General features: G+C 49.5%; 17 protein-coding genes and 1 pseudogene. 12 read left to right on the forward strand and 6 right to left on the reverse strand.

Annotated features, from left to right (window positions below; genetic code table 11):
- Nucleotides 1-78 precede the first annotated feature (78 nt).
- From trpR to NX720_RS11390, 5 genes are all read left to right on the forward strand, one after another.
- Nucleotides 79-366 carry a trp operon repressor gene (gene trpR, locus NX720_RS11370; RefSeq protein WP_262601226.1) on the forward strand — a complete coding sequence of 96 codons (288 nt, stop codon included), beginning with the start codon at nucleotides 79-81 and terminating at the stop codon, nucleotides 364-366.
- Nucleotides 363-1,622, forward strand: coding sequence for an aromatic amino acid transport family protein (locus NX720_RS11375; RefSeq protein WP_262601227.1), 1,260 nt, complete (start codon nucleotides 363-365; stop codon nucleotides 1,620-1,622). Before trpR ends, NX720_RS11375 begins: the two co-directional genes overlap by 4 nt.
- Before the next feature lie 113 nt (nucleotides 1,623-1,735).
- Nucleotides 1,736-1,915, forward strand: coding sequence for a type II toxin-antitoxin system RelB/DinJ family antitoxin (locus NX720_RS11380; RefSeq protein ID WP_262601228.1), 180 nt, complete (start codon nucleotides 1,736-1,738; stop codon nucleotides 1,913-1,915).
- Nucleotides 1,916-1,953: 38 nt separating this feature from the next.
- Nucleotides 1,954-2,877, forward strand: a complete 924-nt coding sequence (locus NX720_RS11385; protein ID WP_262601229.1) for a proline iminopeptidase-family hydrolase — start codon at nucleotides 1,954-1,956, stop codon at nucleotides 2,875-2,877.
- A 109-nt stretch (nucleotides 2,878-2,986) separates the two neighbouring features.
- On the forward strand, nucleotides 2,987-5,818 hold the full coding sequence (locus tag NX720_RS11390; RefSeq protein ID WP_262601230.1) for an autotransporter family protein: 2,832 nt from the start codon (nucleotides 2,987-2,989) through the stop codon (nucleotides 5,816-5,818).
- Nucleotides 5,819-5,836: 18 nt separating this feature from the next.
- Here NX720_RS11390 and NX720_RS11395 read toward each other — a convergent pair whose 3' ends face one another.
- Complete coding sequence (locus NX720_RS11395) at nucleotides 5,837-6,319, reverse strand: DUF29 domain-containing protein (RefSeq protein ID WP_262601231.1); 483 nt, start codon at nucleotides 6,317-6,319, stop codon at nucleotides 5,837-5,839.
- Nucleotides 6,320-6,469: 150 nt separating this feature from the next.
- Between NX720_RS11395 and NX720_RS11400 the strand changes: the two genes are divergently transcribed.
- The gene (locus NX720_RS11400) at nucleotides 6,470-6,784 is read left to right on the forward strand and encodes a Rieske (2Fe-2S) protein (protein WP_262601232.1); all 315 of its coding nucleotides are present in this window, start codon (nucleotides 6,470-6,472) and stop codon (nucleotides 6,782-6,784) included.
- Between the two features lie 15 nt (nucleotides 6,785-6,799).
- On the opposite strand, the gene hslR is transcribed toward NX720_RS11400, so the two are convergent.
- On the reverse strand, nucleotides 6,800-7,228 hold the full coding sequence (gene hslR, locus NX720_RS11405) for a ribosome-associated heat shock protein Hsp15 (protein ID WP_262601233.1): 429 nt from the start codon (nucleotides 7,226-7,228) through the stop codon (nucleotides 6,800-6,802).
- On the opposite strand from hslR, the gene NX720_RS27100 reads away from it, so the two are divergent.
- Nucleotides 7,220-7,309, forward strand: coding sequence for a pentapeptide repeat-containing protein (locus NX720_RS27100; protein ID WP_404831067.1), 90 nt, complete (start codon nucleotides 7,220-7,222; stop codon nucleotides 7,307-7,309). The genes hslR and NX720_RS27100 overlap by 9 nt on opposite strands.
- Here NX720_RS27100 and yrfG read toward each other — a convergent pair.
- A pseudogene (gene yrfG, locus NX720_RS11410) lies at nucleotides 7,285-7,920 on the reverse strand (GMP/IMP nucleotidase); the annotation flags it as partial. The gene NX720_RS27100 and the pseudogene yrfG sit on opposite strands and share 25 nt — an antisense overlap.
- A gap of 130 nt (nucleotides 7,921-8,050) precedes the next feature.
- On the opposite strand from yrfG, the gene nudE reads away from it, so the two are divergent.
- A complete protein-coding gene (gene nudE, locus NX720_RS11415; protein ID WP_262601235.1) occupies nucleotides 8,051-8,617 on the forward strand; it encodes an ADP compounds hydrolase NudE in 567 nt (188 codons plus the stop codon).
- A gap of 21 nt (nucleotides 8,618-8,638) precedes the next feature.
- Nucleotides 8,639-9,484 (forward strand): 3'(2'),5'-bisphosphate nucleotidase CysQ, encoded by an 846-nt coding sequence (cysQ, locus tag NX720_RS11420; RefSeq protein WP_262601236.1) that lies wholly within the window; start codon nucleotides 8,639-8,641, stop codon nucleotides 9,482-9,484.
- Nucleotides 9,485-9,585: 101 nt separating this feature from the next.
- Here the strand turns inward: cysQ and NX720_RS11425 are convergent, their stop codons facing one another.
- Nucleotides 9,586-9,987, reverse strand: a complete 402-nt coding sequence (locus NX720_RS11425; protein WP_262601237.1) for a NirD/YgiW/YdeI family stress tolerance protein — start codon at nucleotides 9,985-9,987, stop codon at nucleotides 9,586-9,588.
- Nucleotides 9,988-10,171: 184 nt separating this feature from the next.
- Between NX720_RS11425 and NX720_RS11430 the strand changes: the two genes are divergently transcribed.
- Complete coding sequence (locus NX720_RS11430) at nucleotides 10,172-10,861, forward strand: YoaK family protein (protein ID WP_262601238.1); 690 nt, start codon at nucleotides 10,172-10,174, stop codon at nucleotides 10,859-10,861.
- A gap of 71 nt (nucleotides 10,862-10,932) precedes the next feature.
- The gene (locus NX720_RS11435; RefSeq protein WP_262601239.1) at nucleotides 10,933-11,580 is read left to right on the forward strand and encodes a lysoplasmalogenase; all 648 of its coding nucleotides are present in this window, start codon (nucleotides 10,933-10,935) and stop codon (nucleotides 11,578-11,580) included.
- A gap of 46 nt (nucleotides 11,581-11,626) precedes the next feature.
- Here the strand turns inward: NX720_RS11435 and NX720_RS11440 are convergent, their stop codons facing one another.
- Complete coding sequence (locus tag NX720_RS11440; RefSeq protein WP_262601240.1) at nucleotides 11,627-12,733, reverse strand: M20/M25/M40 family metallo-hydrolase; 1,107 nt, start codon at nucleotides 12,731-12,733, stop codon at nucleotides 11,627-11,629.
- Nucleotides 12,734-12,948: 215 nt separating this feature from the next.
- Nucleotides 12,949-13,377, reverse strand: a complete 429-nt coding sequence (gene tnpA, locus NX720_RS11445; RefSeq protein WP_262595484.1) for an IS200/IS605 family transposase — start codon at nucleotides 13,375-13,377, stop codon at nucleotides 12,949-12,951.
- A 65-nt stretch (nucleotides 13,378-13,442) separates the two neighbouring features.
- Here tnpA and NX720_RS11450 point away from each other — a divergent pair, with 65 nt between their 5' ends.
- Nucleotides 13,443-14,615 carry an RNA-guided endonuclease InsQ/TnpB family protein gene (locus NX720_RS11450; RefSeq protein ID WP_262596498.1) on the forward strand — a complete coding sequence of 391 codons (1,173 nt, stop codon included), beginning with the start codon at nucleotides 13,443-13,445 and terminating at the stop codon, nucleotides 14,613-14,615.
- The last annotated feature ends 279 nt before the right edge of the window (nucleotides 14,616-14,894 follow it).

Consider the following 14,894-nt stretch of genomic DNA (forward strand, 5'->3'; position numbering starts at 1 on the left):
CCTTAGGTACATAACACGATCAGAACAAAGGCTGTACTAGTGTACTGTTACGATAGTACGATTTTTTGGATTCAAGCAATGCCCAAAAACCAGTGGAGTCAGCTTACAGAACTGCTGCATAAGCAGAGTCATGCCGGGGACCTGGAAAAGCTGCTGATGATCTTGCTGGCGCCTGAAGAACGGGACTCTATTGCAACCCGTCTATCGATTTTGAAGGCCCTGTTAGATGGCAAACAGTCCCAGCGAGAGGTCGCTGCCGGGCTGGGGGTCAGCATTGCCACGATTACCAGAGGGTCGAACAATCTTAAGTCGCTGGAAGAAGCGGATAAACAATTCCTTATCAAGCAGATTGGAATAAGCGAATGAGTGAAGCAGTACTGACGGGCGTGGAAGCCCGGAGTCAGAAGCGTGGTGGGTCTGTGCTCGGAGGAGCATTGATCGTTGCCGGAACCAGTATCGGCGCAGGTATGTTTTCCCTGCCAGTGATCACCAGCGGCGCATGGTTTGGCTGGTCTCTGGTCATGCTTCTGATCGGCTGGTACTGCATGTATAGCGCCGGGCTGTATTTGCTGGAAGCCAATCTTCGCCACCGGGAAGGTGCCAGCTTTGACACTATGGCTCAGGCAACGCTGGGCAATTTCGGGCGTCTGATCAATGGGCTGTCGGTGGGCTTTGTCTGCTACATCCTGACTTATGCCTACATTTCGGGTGGCAGTTCAATCATTGCACACACACTGCAATCAGTGGCTGATATAAATGTAGGAACAGAGCTGGCCGGTATTTTGTTTGCTGTTATCCTGGGTTCTGTCGTGGTATTCGGACCCATGGCGGTGGATAAAGTGACAACCGCTATGCTGGGTGCCATGGTGATTACCTTCCTGGGTTTCAGTGGTGGTCTGCTGGATAATGTCAGTACCAGCAACCTGTTCAACGGCCTGCCACTGTCTGAAAGCAGCCCGTTTGCGCTGGGCATGCTTCCCTTTATTGCGGTCAGCTTTGGCTTCCAGACCTGTATTCCCAGCCTGACCGGTTACATGAAACATGACAGTAGCCGCCTGAAATCTACCCTTCTGATTGGCTCTGTGCTGGCTCTGGCCTTTTACCTGATCTGGCAGCTGGTGATCCTGGGCAACCTGTCCCGTGAACAGTTCCCGGCGATTATTGCTTCTGGCGGTAACATTGGTGACCTGGTTCTGGCACTGGAACAAACCGGGCTGAACATGAGTACTTCCAAGATGCTGCAGCTGTTCTCACACCTGGCAGTAGCCACCTCTTTCCTGGGTGTATCCATGGGGCTGTTTGACTACATTGCTGATTTCTTTGGTTTCAGCAATGATCTGCCGGGACGACTGAAAACAGCGGCAGTCACCTTTGTTCCTCCAACGGTTCTGGGTGTGATGCTGCCAAATGGCTTTATTACTGCTATCGGTTTTGCAGGTATTGGCGCCATGATCTTCTGTACGATTTCTCCGGTGCTGATGGCGATTAAAGGTCGCTCTGGGCAGGATGAGTACCAGGTATCCGGCGGTAAGCCAAGAATGGCAGTGGTATTCGGCTTCGGTCTGGTCGTGCTGGTTCTGGAGATGGCGAATATGATGGGAATGCTGCCAACCTTTGGTTGATTGATAGCTATTCCAGCCTGAACCGTTCTTTCTTCTTCAAGCCTGATATGTCGCAAGATGTGTCAGGTTTTTTTATGCTTTCATGGAAATTTTCCCATAAACGAGAAAGCATAATGGCTAAAGAAACCACCGTACGCGCCCGCATTGATGAAAGCCTCAAAGAAGAAGCTGAGAACGTTCTGAAAGAGCTGGGTATCACCACGTCTCAGGCGATTAACATCTATTTCAGCCAGATAGTACTTCGTCAGGGATTACCGTTTGATGTGACGATACCCAAAAAACACCTAAACTGAAGCCGTACTGAAAACCTTCCATGGGGTAGCGATTTTCCATGACTGCTCTTTTCAAAACCAGGCAAAACAAGCACTGCGCGCCTGGCGTGCAATGGATTGAACTGGATAATGGCTACAGGGTATGGACGCTCAGGGTTGGCCGTGGTGCTGTTAAAGTACTGACGTTACACGGTGGCCCCGGAAGTACCCATGAATATCTGGAGTGTCTGGAGGACTATCTGGTTCCGGCAGGCATTGAGGTTATTTTTTATGACCAGCTGGGTTCCTGGTGTTCTGACCAGCCTGATGATGACACGCTCTGGCAGCTGGATCGCTTTGTTGATGAAATCGAGCAGGTTCGCAAGGCTCTGGAACTGGATGACTTCTACCTGTTCGGTCACTCCGGTGGCGGGTTATTTGCTATTGAGTATGCCCTGAAATATCAGGCTCATTTAAAAGGACTGGTGCTGAGCGGCATTACGGGCAGCATTCAGTCTTACGTGACCCACATTAACCATATCAGGGAGCATTTGCCGCCCCCGGTGGTTGAGCAGCTGAAAGCCTTTGAAGACAACGATGACCAGGACAATGAGGCGTACCAGAAACTTCTGGATGAGTACCTTTACCGGCAGTTTATTTGCCGCCTGCCTGAATGGCCCGATGCCCTGAACCGGGCCTTTGAGCATTTGAATCATAATGTTTACAAAGCCATGCAGGGCAATAATGAGTTCGTGTTCACAGGCAATCTGCTGGGCTGGGACCGCTGGAATGAGCTGGCTGAAATCCGAACCGCTACACTGGTTCTGGCCGGGCGGTACGACACCATGTCTCCGGATGACCAGCAACAGATGGCGTCTATTATTCCTCACAGCCGGGTGGTGATCTGTGATAACGGCAGCCATTTTTGCATGTGGGATGACCCGGAGAATTATCGTCGTGCATTAGTGGACTTCTTTCGGGATGTTGAGTCCGGGCGTCTGTAGTCGCCCTCTAAGGTTTCTGTTGCGCAAACCGATTAAACAGGCAGATGCCGGATAAAGGTTAAATGCCTTTATCCTTAACCGGTCACGCAAGGGACACAGGGACGTGGGAATGTCTACGGGAATCATTCTGCGAACAAAAGGGCTTGTTCGCACAGTACTCAGCGCCGCTCTATTTCTGACTGCTACTCAGCCTGCCATGGCTGTAAATCTTACTAAGAATAATGAGGTTCCTTACGAGCAGGCTGTTCATGATTATGATGTTATTACCATTAATGCAAAGCTGAGTGTATCGAACTCGAATGGCGAGGCAGTGATTACCATCAACGCAAAGTCCGGTGGTATTCGCATTGAGCAGGGGGCAGGCATTGATAATGACTCTTCTCCTTCTATTTATGTAGGCAAAATTGGCACTCTGATGGGGGCGCTGGATAACGAAGGCGCTATTCAGGATGGCGTTGCCATTGCTGGCCGGTCAACCCCTCAGACCGGCAAGGCCTATCGAAGCCGCGGCAAGGACAATGACAACTGGGCAGGTTTGCAGGGTGGTTACAAGGTTCAGGGCAATGGCGGTATTGCTGGCGGTGTTGTTGAAACGGTGAACGACCATGCCGTATTTTTGGATGATTACTCTTATGTGGATTTTATCGCAGTTGATTCCGGCAGTAGCCTTAAGTCATCAGGCGATGGCACTGCCGCTGTTTACGTGTCTGAGAACGCACAAATGGGTGGTGCGTTGCCATCCGGTTTAACGTTGAGCGGATCCGCAAGAGCTGAGTCTGATACCGTCTTTGATATTGCAGGCACCCTGAGCTCCTCTAACGGACAAGCCATTAATATTGCTGGTAAAGCTACCGGTCAGGTACAGATCGCCTCGTCCGGCATCCTGTCAGGTAAAGGGGGAGGAGAGGCCGGTGGGGCTGCGCTGCTGGTCAGTGGTACTTACACAGGTAGCTTAAATAGTCAGGGCACGATCAAAGGGGGCGTTTTTATCAGTGGCACCCATGATGCCTCACAGGAACATGCAGTTTTCCTTAATGACCAGTCAAAGACCGACTTTATCGCAGTAACAGGAACGATGACGGCTACCGGAGCCGGTAAAAGTGCGGTTTATGTGGATAACGGTGCTCAGCTGGGGGGCATTGTTGTAGATGGTGGTACGATCTCTGCCTCAGGTAGCAGCCCCATTACCGTTCGGGGAGACCTGACAGGCAAGGTTTATCTGAAAGATGGTTCCATAACCGCTGCCAGTGCCACCGATACATCCCTCGACTTTTCCAGTTCCGACAAGCCTCTGATGTTTGAACAGGTGGGTGATAGCTCCAAAACCACTGGTACGATTTTAGCCAGTGATCAGCATAAAAATGACTGGGTAGCGTTCCGGGGTGGCCGTTTTGAAGGTGAGACGATTCAGGATGTTGATCACCTGGTGGTCAGTACGATCACCAGCGGAATCGCCATGTCGGGCAACTTTACCCTGCCCGCCCAGACAACCATCGAGCTTGTAAAGCAGCAACAGCTGGATGATCAAAATCGTCCGGTGACAGATAGCAATCAAAATCCGGTTTACGAACTGAACAGCAATGCACTGATGACGGTAACTGGTCGGTTAAGCGCAATGGAACAGGGTAGTAATATCCAGTTCAAGCCAGCTTCGACCACCGAATATGATCTGGTTAAAAAAGGTGTGACACTGACGGTAGTTGAACCGGGCAGTATGGAGGGTTCAGTGGCCGGGCGTGTGACGGTGGATTCTGGCAGCTACCTGGTTGAAGCCACGGAGAACTATTCTGCCGGGAAGTTGCAGGTACAACTGAAGTCCAGAGATGCAAACGGCGTCAAACAGTTAGTGATGAAATCCGGTGCCAACGCCAGGGCATCAGAGGTGTTTAGTAAGGCGGTGGATGTTGTTAATGCCGGAACCTATGCCGATGCGACCAGGGGCAGCAAGCTGTTTGCGAAACTGAACGCAACGAATTATGACGCTAAAAAGCTGGCCGGGCAGGTCCAGCCCAGGGTTGCCGGTGAGGTGCAGAAATCATCTCAGGCGGTTGCCAATACCGCTCATAACATCGTCTTCAACCGCGTACACGGCTTACGTCGTGGTATTAGCTATGGTGACCAGTTTGCCGATGGTGCGGCCTGGGGGCAGATGTTGTACAACAGTGGTCAACAGGATGACGTTGATGGTGAGCCGGGCTTTAAAAACCAGGCATGGGGCATAACCCTTGGAGTCGATAGCGAACTTAATTCTACCATCAGAACGGGTCTGGCACTTTCAATGGTGAGCAGTACGGTCGATGGCAATGAGGGCAGTACCAATAAAAGTTATAGTTATCTGGCCACCTGGTACAACAGCTGGAATGATCGCGGCTATTTTCTTGATACCATGCTGTCCATGGGCCGTTCAGCAAATGATATGACGAAAACCATTGATGGCTACCTTGTAAAAGCGGATTTTGAGGTTGATCAGTGGGGAGGCAGAGTCATTGGCGGTACTAACTGGCGGGTAGGCAACTGGACGTTTTCTCCTCAGACTGAATTTAACTATGGCCTGATCCGGGTTCAGGAATACGAAGAAAAAGGCGACAGTGGTTTTGAGCAGAAAATCCAGAGCAAAGATTACAATACCTGGGAGCTGGGGGGCGGGATGAAGTTCAATGGCGAATACTGGTACCGCAATGGCGTCATAAAGCCTGAGCTGACTTTCATGGGGTATTACGACTTTGGTACCGATGGCACGATTGTTAAGTCCACTTACCTTGCCGGAGGTGAATCCTTCATGGTCACAGGACCGGACCGGGACAAGGTACGCCTGCATATGGGGCTTGGGCTTGGACTACAGATGAACAACCACTGGACGCTCCACACCGGCTATAACTTTAACTGGAAAAAGACCTACCGGTCTCACAGTTTTTCCGCTAAAGCCCGCTATGAGTTCTGATGGTTACTCTTTCATTATTTAATCTTCCGGCAACCAGCCGCTTTTCATGATGGTCTCAAAGCCCCACGGACAATTCTCCGGAAAACTGGCGTTGTTCAACCGCTGGTGGGGCTGAACGTAATCGTTCATGGCTTCGATAGCCAGCTCTTTACCATCCTGATAGCTGTCTTCGAAGACTTCCGGAACCTTGTGTTTCAGGTGAGGGCGGTTTTTCATAAGGCGATGGAGCTGTTTACGTTGTTCCCGAATGGTTCCCTTCCAGTTTCGGCAGTTATAAGGTTCTGGCAATACCGGGTTAATAACATTTATCTGATAGCTGTATTTGAGCAGGTGCAGTAACAAGGTCGTCAGGCGTGATTGCAAGGCATCAAGCTCACTGCCCATATCGTCGAACTCCTCGATAACACGCTCAAGGTCGAGCTGGTCAAACCGTTTGTGAATCAGGTGTTGTTTTTGCTGTTCTTTCCAGCGGTAAAAGTCAGTATCGTAAAGGTTGTCCATGATAAATCCTCCGTCAGCTCTTCACTCTAGTCGGATAGTCGAAAGGAATCAAAAACGAATTATTCGAATCTTTAAAGGGTTGACCGGAGCGTTACAAGCCCGTTAAAACCGCATAAAATGGCTGAAACAAAATAAACACCGGACTGAATCATGATCAAACTCTGCGCTGTTGATGAGCTGGCAAATCCTGGCAGCAAAGGTTTCCACAATGAGAAGGGCCATGTTTTTGTGGTTCGGCAGGATGATGACGTCTACGTTTATGAGAACAGTTGCCCCCATCTTGGCATTAACCTTGAGTGGCATGAAGATCAGTTTCTGGATTCGGAGCAGAGGCTGATTCAATGCTCTACCCATGGCGCATTGTTTCTGATTCACAGTGGTGAATGCGTTGCCGGTCCTTGCCCGGGGGAAAAACTCAATAGAGTTCCCCATGAAATCCGGGAGGGTATTATTTACCTCCCGTAGTTTGGTCAGCCTGCTTCAGTCGTCAAACCTAAAGTCGGCTTTCTGCTTCATAATGTCGCGGCGTTGCTTTTTATCCGGACGTCGCTCAGGTCTTGGCGTGGCACCACGCAGGGCTTTGCGCTGTTCGGCACTGGCTTCACGCCGGGCAATGCTGTTGGCCGTTTCTTCGTAAAGTTGCTGGGCAACTTCGGCCTTTTGTCGTTTATCGCTGAGTGCTCGCACAATTACGGTTTTCTCGTCCCAGCCCACCCGCAGGCGTAGTTCGTCGCCTACTTTGGGTTCTTTACCCGGTTTGCAGCGGCTGCCGTTCAGGTGAACCTTACCGCCATCTATGGCTTCCTTAGCGATATTACGGGTTTTATAAAAACGTGCCGCCCACAGCCATTTGTCCAGGCGAATTTTACTGGCGGACTCTTTGTTAAGCTTGTTGCTGGATTGACTCATACTATTTTTTCAGGAGCGAGTTTTTCAGGAGCGAGTTTTTCAGGGGCAATTAAATCTCTGAAGTCTTCGACGGCCTCATAGCCCTGTGTATCCCATGCCCCTTTTTTGCTGTCAGGATAACGCACGGCCAGAAGATGGCGAATGCCATAGGTTCTGGCAGAATTCAGAACGCGTACACTGTCGTCGATAAACAAAGCCCTCTCTTTATCAAGACTGATATCGACTTCCAGATTCTGCCAGAATGCCTGAGACTCTTTCGGATAGCCATAATCGTGAGCGCTGATTAAACGATTAAAATAGTGCGCCATCGACAGTCGTTCAAGTTTGAGGGACAAACTGTTCGGATGAGCATTGGTGATCATAACCACCTGCTTGCCGCGTTCTTTCAGGCTGTGAAGAAATTCCCTGGCGTTTGGACGGAACGATATGAGGTGGTTAATCTCATTTTTCAAGGCTACGATATCCAGGCTCAGTTCTTTTTCCCAGAAATCCAGACAGTACCACTGCAACCTGCCTTCCTGTTGAGCAAAGCGGGGTTCCAGTTCATTCTTTGACTGTTTGATGGTGATACCGTGCCTTTCAGCGTATTTCTGCGGCACGTATTCCTGCCAGAAATAGTTGTCGAAGTGCAGGTCCAGCAGGGTGCCGTCCATATCCAGCAGGACGGTATTGATGGCATTCCAGTTAATCATTTGGAAAGACTCTTGTGTGATGACCCTATTGAGATAGGGGGAAGGGCGATCATTGTCTTATAATAACGCCTCAGTTTGAGACTGGGAACGATGACAAGCAATGCCAGTAAACGATATGCCAAAAAACGATATGCCAATAAACAATAAAAACCCCAGGATTAAGTCCTGTACTGAAATTGCCCGAACCCGTTTATTCCGGGTCGAAGCTCTGGAACTGGAGTTCTCTAACGGTGAGCAACGTATCTATGAACGACTGGCAGGCTCTGGCAGTGGGTATAAAGCCGTTATGGTGGTGGCAATGCTGGATGATAACCGCTTCCTGCTGGTCAAAGAGTTTGCGGCAGGCACAGGAGATTATCAGCTCAGCCTCCCTAAAGGTCTGGTGGAAACGGGTGAGACGCTGTTTGAAGGAGCAGACCGTGAGTTAAAAGAAGAGGCCGGTTATGGGGCCAGACAGTGGGATTACATTACCGACTTTACGCTGGCACCCAATTACATGAAGAGCCAGATCGATGTGGTTCTGGCACGAGACCTGTATCCGGAACAGCTCGAAGGGGATGAGCCTGAACCCATGGAAGTGGTGGAATGGTCATTTGATCGCTTGCAGACGTTGAATGATCGTCCGGATTTTTCAGAAGCCCGGACACTGGCGGCTTTGTACCTGGTGCGGGAAAAGCTGCAGGATGGTTTGCTCTGACGAAACCTTCAATCAGGAGTGATGATGAACGACTTGATCAAGGCTGTAAGAGACATCGCCCGTAAGGCGGGAGAAGTCATTCTCGACGTGTACGAACAGCAGGAACTGGGCATTCAAAGAAAAGCCGATGCAACCCCTGTCACCCAGGCCGACTTGCGGGCCAATGAAGTGATTGAAAAACATCTGCTGCGTCTGAATGTGAGCTATCCCATTCTTTCTGAAGAGTCCACCCATGCCGATTTGTCTGTACGCCAGACCTGGCATCATTACTGGCTGGTGGACCCGCTGGATGGTACACAGGAATTCATTAACGGTAATGGACAGTTCACGGTCAATATCGCCCTGATGGAAAAGGCAGACAATGGCTGTAGCTATCCGCTGTTTGGTGTTGTGCATGTGCCCGTCACCCATACCACGTACTGGGGGGGCAAACAGTCCGGTGCTTTCAAGCAGGTTGGCAATGAACCGGTTGTGAGTATTAAGCCCCGGTTGTTAGACCGCAATAACGTGGTGGTACTGGGTAGCCGAACCTATGGTACAGCAGGCGCTGCTGCGTTTATTGAACAGCTCAGGGACATCTACCCAAACCTTACCCCCAGAAAGGTAGGCAGTGCCTTGAAAAGCTGTCTGGTGGCTGAAGGTGAAGCGGATATTTACCCTCGTATCGGGCCAACGTCAGAGTGGGATACCGCTGCCGTTCAGGGTGTTGTGGAAGGTGCTGGCGGGGTATTGATGAATCCTGCTGGAGAGCGTTTTGCTTACAACTTCAAGGCGCATCTGGTGAATTCAGATTTTCTGGTGATTGGTGATACGTCAATGGACTGGCAATCTTTCTGGAATCCGGATGCGTTGCGGGGGTTGCATTGAGTTTTTGGCTATTGGCTATTGGCTATTGGCTATTGGTCAGGCAGCCAACAGCCAACAGCCAACAGCCAACAGCCAACAGCTAACAGCCAACAGCTAACAGCTTAAAAGACATAGTGAATATGGTCGGCTTCGACGGTGGGCTTTTTCTCACCGTCATGGTTTACGGTGCCTTTAATTACCGTTGCTTCTTTGAAAGGAATGCCCAACTCGGGAACGGCATGGGTGTCAATTTTGATATGGATATCGCCACTTTTACCGCGAAACAGGTAGGTGCTGCACTTTATTTTTTTGATGATTTCGCCCGAAATTTTCACCAACTCCTGATCCGTTGGGTTGGCAAGCACCTCTTCAATGGAGTGAACTTCGTAATCGGGCTGAGCGTCTGTACTGACGGGGTGGTCTGCCCCTTTGTCGGGATACGCTGCTGGCTCTGCTGATTCGATTCCTGTCGTAAAAGCCGCTAAAAACGCCAGTCCGGCAGCACTAAGAAATAGAGTTTTCATTTATAGTCATCCTTGAAAAGCTTCTACTCTGAGGATAGCTGTTTACTGAGCGTGTGCGCTTGTTGAAGCAGTAGCCAACAAAACACTTTGAGTGCTTTCGCACGAGAATGAGCATTATCGTCAATAGACCAGAAAGCCCCCTGTGTTAGCCTTCCACCCTGTTGTTTTTCCGGAATAAATGAAAATGATTAACCGACTTCCTGCCTGGGTGTGGTTCGGTGGCGTTTTGTTGACTTTCTCGGCGGGGATGGTCAATGGGATTGCCTATCTCAGCTTTACCAATCAGGCGGTTACCCACGTAACGGGCTCCATAACACTGGTTTCTGTAGGGATGGCCCGGGGCGACTGGCTGAGTGTCGGGCGTTTGCTGGCGGTGGTGCTGACCTTTTTTATGGGGGCTTTTCTCAGTGGTCTGATTATCAGGGGCGAAACGCTGCGACTGGGGCGGGGTTATGGCTTTATCCTGCTGTTTGAATCCTTTCTGTTGTTGAATTCGTTATGGCTGTACCAACACAGCTCTTTCGGCGGACAGCTGGTGGCATCGCTGGCCTGTGGTCTGCAGAATGCGATGGTCAGCACCTTCAGCGGCGCGGTGCTGAGAACCACACATATGACCGGCATACTGACCGATATTGGTGCCAAGCTTGGGCGTTGGTTACGAGGTGCTCCCATGGATAAACGACGATTGCTTCTTTATTGTCGGCTGCTGGCAGGTTTTACGACAGGTGGCGCTTTTGGGGCTTTTCTGTTTACGCATCTGCTTTATAACAGCCTGATGGTTCCAGCCCTGATCACCGCTTTTGCCGGTATAGCCTATATGATCCATGCCATCAGGCTTCGCAGACAGCACAAGAGCCTCTATATCGCAGGCTGATGTCAGTGGTACAGTAACCGGGTAACTCTTTACAACCCTAATAATAAAAGACACAAACGAGTTATCCGGTTATGAAACATACTTTTACCGCAGTCTATTTTCTTCTTTCTGCGCTCTATATTGTTTTTATGGAGCAACTGTCCGGTTTTATGGGGGCGGGCATTAAGGCTCTGCCTGTTATTCTGTTGATGTTTCTGGTCTCCTGGCGGTTAGCCGGTGTCTGGCGCAGTGCCATGGTGGTTGCCCTGTTGTTTTCAGCAGGAGGGGATATCCTGCTGTCGTTCAGTCATGGTAGTCGTCACAGCAGTGATTTGTTTCTGGCTGGGCTGGGCAGTTTTCTGATGGCTCAGCTGGTGTATGCCGGGTTGTTCTGGACGCATCGTACATCAGGCCCCGGTCGGGTTGGGCTGGTGATCTTTGCGTTTGTGTTTATGTCGGTAGCGGGCCTGTTAGTTGTGCCGTATACCGGTGACATGCAGGCTCCGGTTATGGCGTATATTCTGGCTATTGGCGCTATGTTGATGGGGGCTGCTATTTGTGACCGTCCGGTGAATCGTCTGTTTGCCGGGGCACTTCTGTTTGCCTTGTCTGACCTGGTTATTGCAGTCAATAAGTTTATTATGCCGTTTGCCTGGTCAGGTATTGTGATTATGGCCACTTATTATATGGCGCAGTACTTTATTGTGGTTGGAGTGCTGGCGTGGTCAGATAAGCATTAAAAAAGCCGAAGCAGGCGAACAGCTTCGGCTTTAATCGATCTTCCGGTCAGCGGGTCAGATAGGTGTGCATGAACTTCGTGATACCGGCCATATCGTCAATGGCAATGTACTCTTCCGTTGTATGCACTTTAGCCATACCGGTCGACAGGTTAACCGTCCTGATGCCTTTCTCGCTGAAAATGTTAGCGTCGCTGCCACCGCCCGTTGGCATGGTCTTGCCTGCAACGCCCGCTTCTGCAAAGGCGGCTTTTACTTCTTCAACCAGCGGGTCGTTGTCGTCCATCTGGAAAGCGTTGTAGGCGCGGGTAGAAATAATTTCGATTTCTGCACCGTGCTTTTCGGCAGCGGCTTCAAAGGTTTTTACCATGTGCTCAACCTGGTCAGCCAGCTTGTTGTCGTTGGTTGAACGGGCTTCTGCGTCGATGAACAGGTCCGGCATAACAATGTTGGTAGCCTGACCACCTTTTACCACACCAATGTTGGCGGTGGTTTCTTCGTCGATGCGCGACAGCTTCATGTTGGAAATCGCATCGGCAGCAACGGTCAGGGCATTGATGCCTTCTTCCGGAGCCAGGCCCGCATGAGCTGGACGACCAGTGATGTTTACTTTGATGTTTTGCTGACCCGGCGCAACGGTAATAATAGTGCCGATTGGACCACCTGAATCCAGAACGATGCAGTTTTTGGACTCTACGTGAGACATATCAAACTGCTTGGAACCGTGCAGACCGCCTTCTTCATGAACCGTAAAGGCGAGTTCGATGGTTTTGTGCTTCAGACCCTGTTCCTTAATGGAACGAACGGCTTCCATAATGGCAGCGATACCGGATTTGTCGTCACCACCCAGAATGGTGTTGCCCGCAGAACGGATAATGCCGTTTTCAATAACAGGTTCAATATCGTTACCCGGAGCCACGGTGTCCATGTGGCTGCTCAGCAGAATGCTGCCTTCCAGATCACCTGGCAGGTTAGCGTAGAGGTTGAAGCCATTGGAAACCTCAGCCGTCACCGGCAGCTTTTCAACACGGAAACCCATTTCAGCCAATTGTTCAGCCAGAACTTCAGCAATGGCCTTTTCGTTACCGGATTCACTGTTGATTTTCACCAGGTCAACGAAGTGCTGGACAAGTCTGTCTTGATTGATCTTGGACATAGTTTACCTTCTTCAGGCCTTTCAGCCCGAGACAACCTGTATTAATGATGTATGGATATCAAAGATAATGGATTTTTTATCGGTGGTCATAGGGTGAAGTACTTACGGTGTCGTTTTTGTTATAAGGCTCCGTAAGCATTTTTAGCAAAATCGTCGTAAACCCTCGCCCAATGCGGGCGGGGATATAAGACGGGAAGGCGCAGAGCCTTCCGCCATCAATCTGGTGTACTCTGGCTATTAACGTAGTCCTTCAGAGTCTCGATAGTTGCACCGCCAGCACTGCAAGCAAAGTAAGACCTTGACCACATTAAGCCTGCTTTGCTCTGAGCAGTAAGGTGGGTATTCAGCATTCGCAACCGTCTTGATGATGTTGATTTGAGATTATTTACCATGACACTGATAGCCAGTTTTGGTGGGTAGGTCACCAACAGGTGTACGTGATCTTTTTCGCCATCCATTTCAAGTAACTGGCATTCCAGTTTTTCACATGCACTCTCGAACGACTCCCGTAACTGCTTGATCATATAGCCATCAAAAAGCTTTCGTCTGTACTTTGTCGTGAACACCAAATGAACAACCAGCTTGGTAACGCTATGTCGTTTGCGAAGATACCCTTTAAGCAAATCTTTATTGTGTGCGCTCACTTGAAAACCTCTTTCAAATACCTGTAATATGAAGATTATATTAATGAGCACTGAAATAATGTTCCATGCTGAGAGCCACCAAAGTACGAATCTATCCAACATCAGAGCAGGCGGAATTTCTCGACCGTCAGTTTGATGCTGTGCGGTTCGTATGGAACAAGGCCCTGGCTATTAAGGTTCATTATTACAAGGTTCGTGGGCAGAGCCTTTCTCCCAAAAAACACCTGAAGCCCTTGCTGGCAAAAGCCAAGAAAAGCCGAAAGTACTCATGGCTGAAAAACGCTGACTCTATTGCACTGCAACAGGCCACTATCAATCTGGATACGGCCTTTCAAAACTTTTTCAATCCCAAATTGCAGGCAAGATTTCCTCGCTTCAAGAAAAAGCATGGCAAGCAAAGTAGCTACCATTGTACGTCTGTCTCTGTGGGCGATAACTGGATAAAAATCCCCAAGTGCAAGCCCATAAGGGCTAAAGTGCATCGTGAAATAGTGGGTAAGGTGAAGTCTATCACCCTGAGCAGAACGCTAACCGGCAAGTATTTTGCCTCCATATTGGCTGATGATACCCAGGAACAACCAAAACAGATTGATAATCTTGAAGCTAATCAGGTTGTCGGTGTTGATATGGGGATTACTGATCTGGCTATCACCAGTACCGGCCATAAGACTGGCAATCCTCGCTTTCTGAAAAAAGCACAACGTAACCTGAAAAGAAAACAACAGGCTCTATCTCGCTGCAAGAAAGGCTCAAAAGGTAGGCACAAAGCCCGTTTATTGGTGGCAAAGGCGCATGAGCGTGTAGCCTTTGCCCGTAATGATTTTCAGCATAAGCTATCAAAACAACTCATTGACGAAAACCAAGCGGTGATTGTGGAGACACTGAAAGTTAAAAACATGCTCAAGAACAAGCGTCTTGCTCGTTCTATTGCTGATGCTGGCTGGCACTCACTGATAACCAAACTCGAATACAAGGCAAAGCAGGAAGGTAAACATCTGGTGAAGATAGACCAGTGGTTTGCATCCTCTAAAACTTGCTCAGTCTGCGATTTGAAACAGGAAAAAATGCCATTGAGAATCCGATCATGGGAGTGTAGCTGTGGTGCTATCCATGACCGGGATATTAATGCAGCTCGCAATATCAAGAAGCAAGGCATATTGAAATTAAAGGCGGAAGGACTGTCCGTTTCTGCTGATGGAGGCTTGCGTAAATCCGGCATACTGTCGGTTGCTGCCTAAGAAATCAGAAGCCTCACCCGATAGGGTGGGGAGCAGTCACTAAGTGCATTTTCGCATTAGTGGGAGATATTTGTTCGCTTCATGGCTTTCAGGTTTTGCTTGCACGGAATAAGCACAGGTTATGGTAGCTATTAGTACCTACTTCGGGGTGGCTTGACGGGATTTCAGTATCGTAAATTTTTTTTTACAATTCGCAACGATTAAAAGCTGTTTTTCTGTTGTTTCAACACATACATGCTGCACTGGCTGAAGGGGCATTTTAATGCTCCTTTTTATTGG

The sequence above is a fragment of the Endozoicomonas euniceicola genome (assembly GCF_025562755.1).
GTDB classification, from domain to species: Bacteria; Pseudomonadota; Gammaproteobacteria; order Pseudomonadales; family Endozoicomonadaceae; genus Endozoicomonas_A; species Endozoicomonas_A euniceicola.

Excerpts from the sequence above, each read along its gene's own strand:
- trpR (WP_262601226.1), top strand. The coding sequence starts at position 79 with ATGCCCAAAAACCAGTGGAGTCAGCTTACAGAACTGCTGCATAAGCAG.
- NX720_RS11375 (WP_262601227.1), top strand. The coding sequence starts at position 363 with ATGAGTGAAGCAGTACTGACGGGCGTGGAAGCCCGGAGTCAGAAGCGT.
- NX720_RS11380 (WP_262601228.1), top strand. The coding sequence starts at position 1,736 with ATGGCTAAAGAAACCACCGTACGCGCCCGCATTGATGAAAGCCTCAAA.
- NX720_RS11385 (WP_262601229.1), top strand. The coding sequence starts at position 1,954 with ATGACTGCTCTTTTCAAAACCAGGCAAAACAAGCACTGCGCGCCTGGC.
- NX720_RS11390 (WP_262601230.1), top strand. The coding sequence starts at position 2,987 with ATGTCTACGGGAATCATTCTGCGAACAAAAGGGCTTGTTCGCACAGTA.
- NX720_RS11395 (WP_262601231.1), bottom strand. The coding sequence starts at position 6,319 with ATGGACAACCTTTACGATACTGACTTTTACCGCTGGAAAGAACAGCAA.
- NX720_RS11400 (WP_262601232.1), top strand. The coding sequence starts at position 6,470 with ATGATCAAACTCTGCGCTGTTGATGAGCTGGCAAATCCTGGCAGCAAA.
- hslR (WP_262601233.1), bottom strand. The coding sequence starts at position 7,228 with ATGAGTCAATCCAGCAACAAGCTTAACAAAGAGTCCGCCAGTAAAATT.
- nudE (WP_262601235.1), top strand. The coding sequence starts at position 8,051 with ATGCCAATAAACAATAAAAACCCCAGGATTAAGTCCTGTACTGAAATT.
- cysQ (WP_262601236.1), top strand. The coding sequence starts at position 8,639 with ATGATGAACGACTTGATCAAGGCTGTAAGAGACATCGCCCGTAAGGCG.
- NX720_RS11425 (WP_262601237.1), bottom strand. The coding sequence starts at position 9,987 with ATGAAAACTCTATTTCTTAGTGCTGCCGGACTGGCGTTTTTAGCGGCT.
- NX720_RS11430 (WP_262601238.1), top strand. The coding sequence starts at position 10,172 with ATGATTAACCGACTTCCTGCCTGGGTGTGGTTCGGTGGCGTTTTGTTG.
- NX720_RS11435 (WP_262601239.1), top strand. The coding sequence starts at position 10,933 with ATGAAACATACTTTTACCGCAGTCTATTTTCTTCTTTCTGCGCTCTAT.
- NX720_RS11440 (WP_262601240.1), bottom strand. The coding sequence starts at position 12,733 with ATGTCCAAGATCAATCAAGACAGACTTGTCCAGCACTTCGTTGACCTG.
- NX720_RS11450 (WP_262596498.1), top strand. The coding sequence starts at position 13,443 with ATGCTGAGAGCCACCAAAGTACGAATCTATCCAACATCAGAGCAGGCG.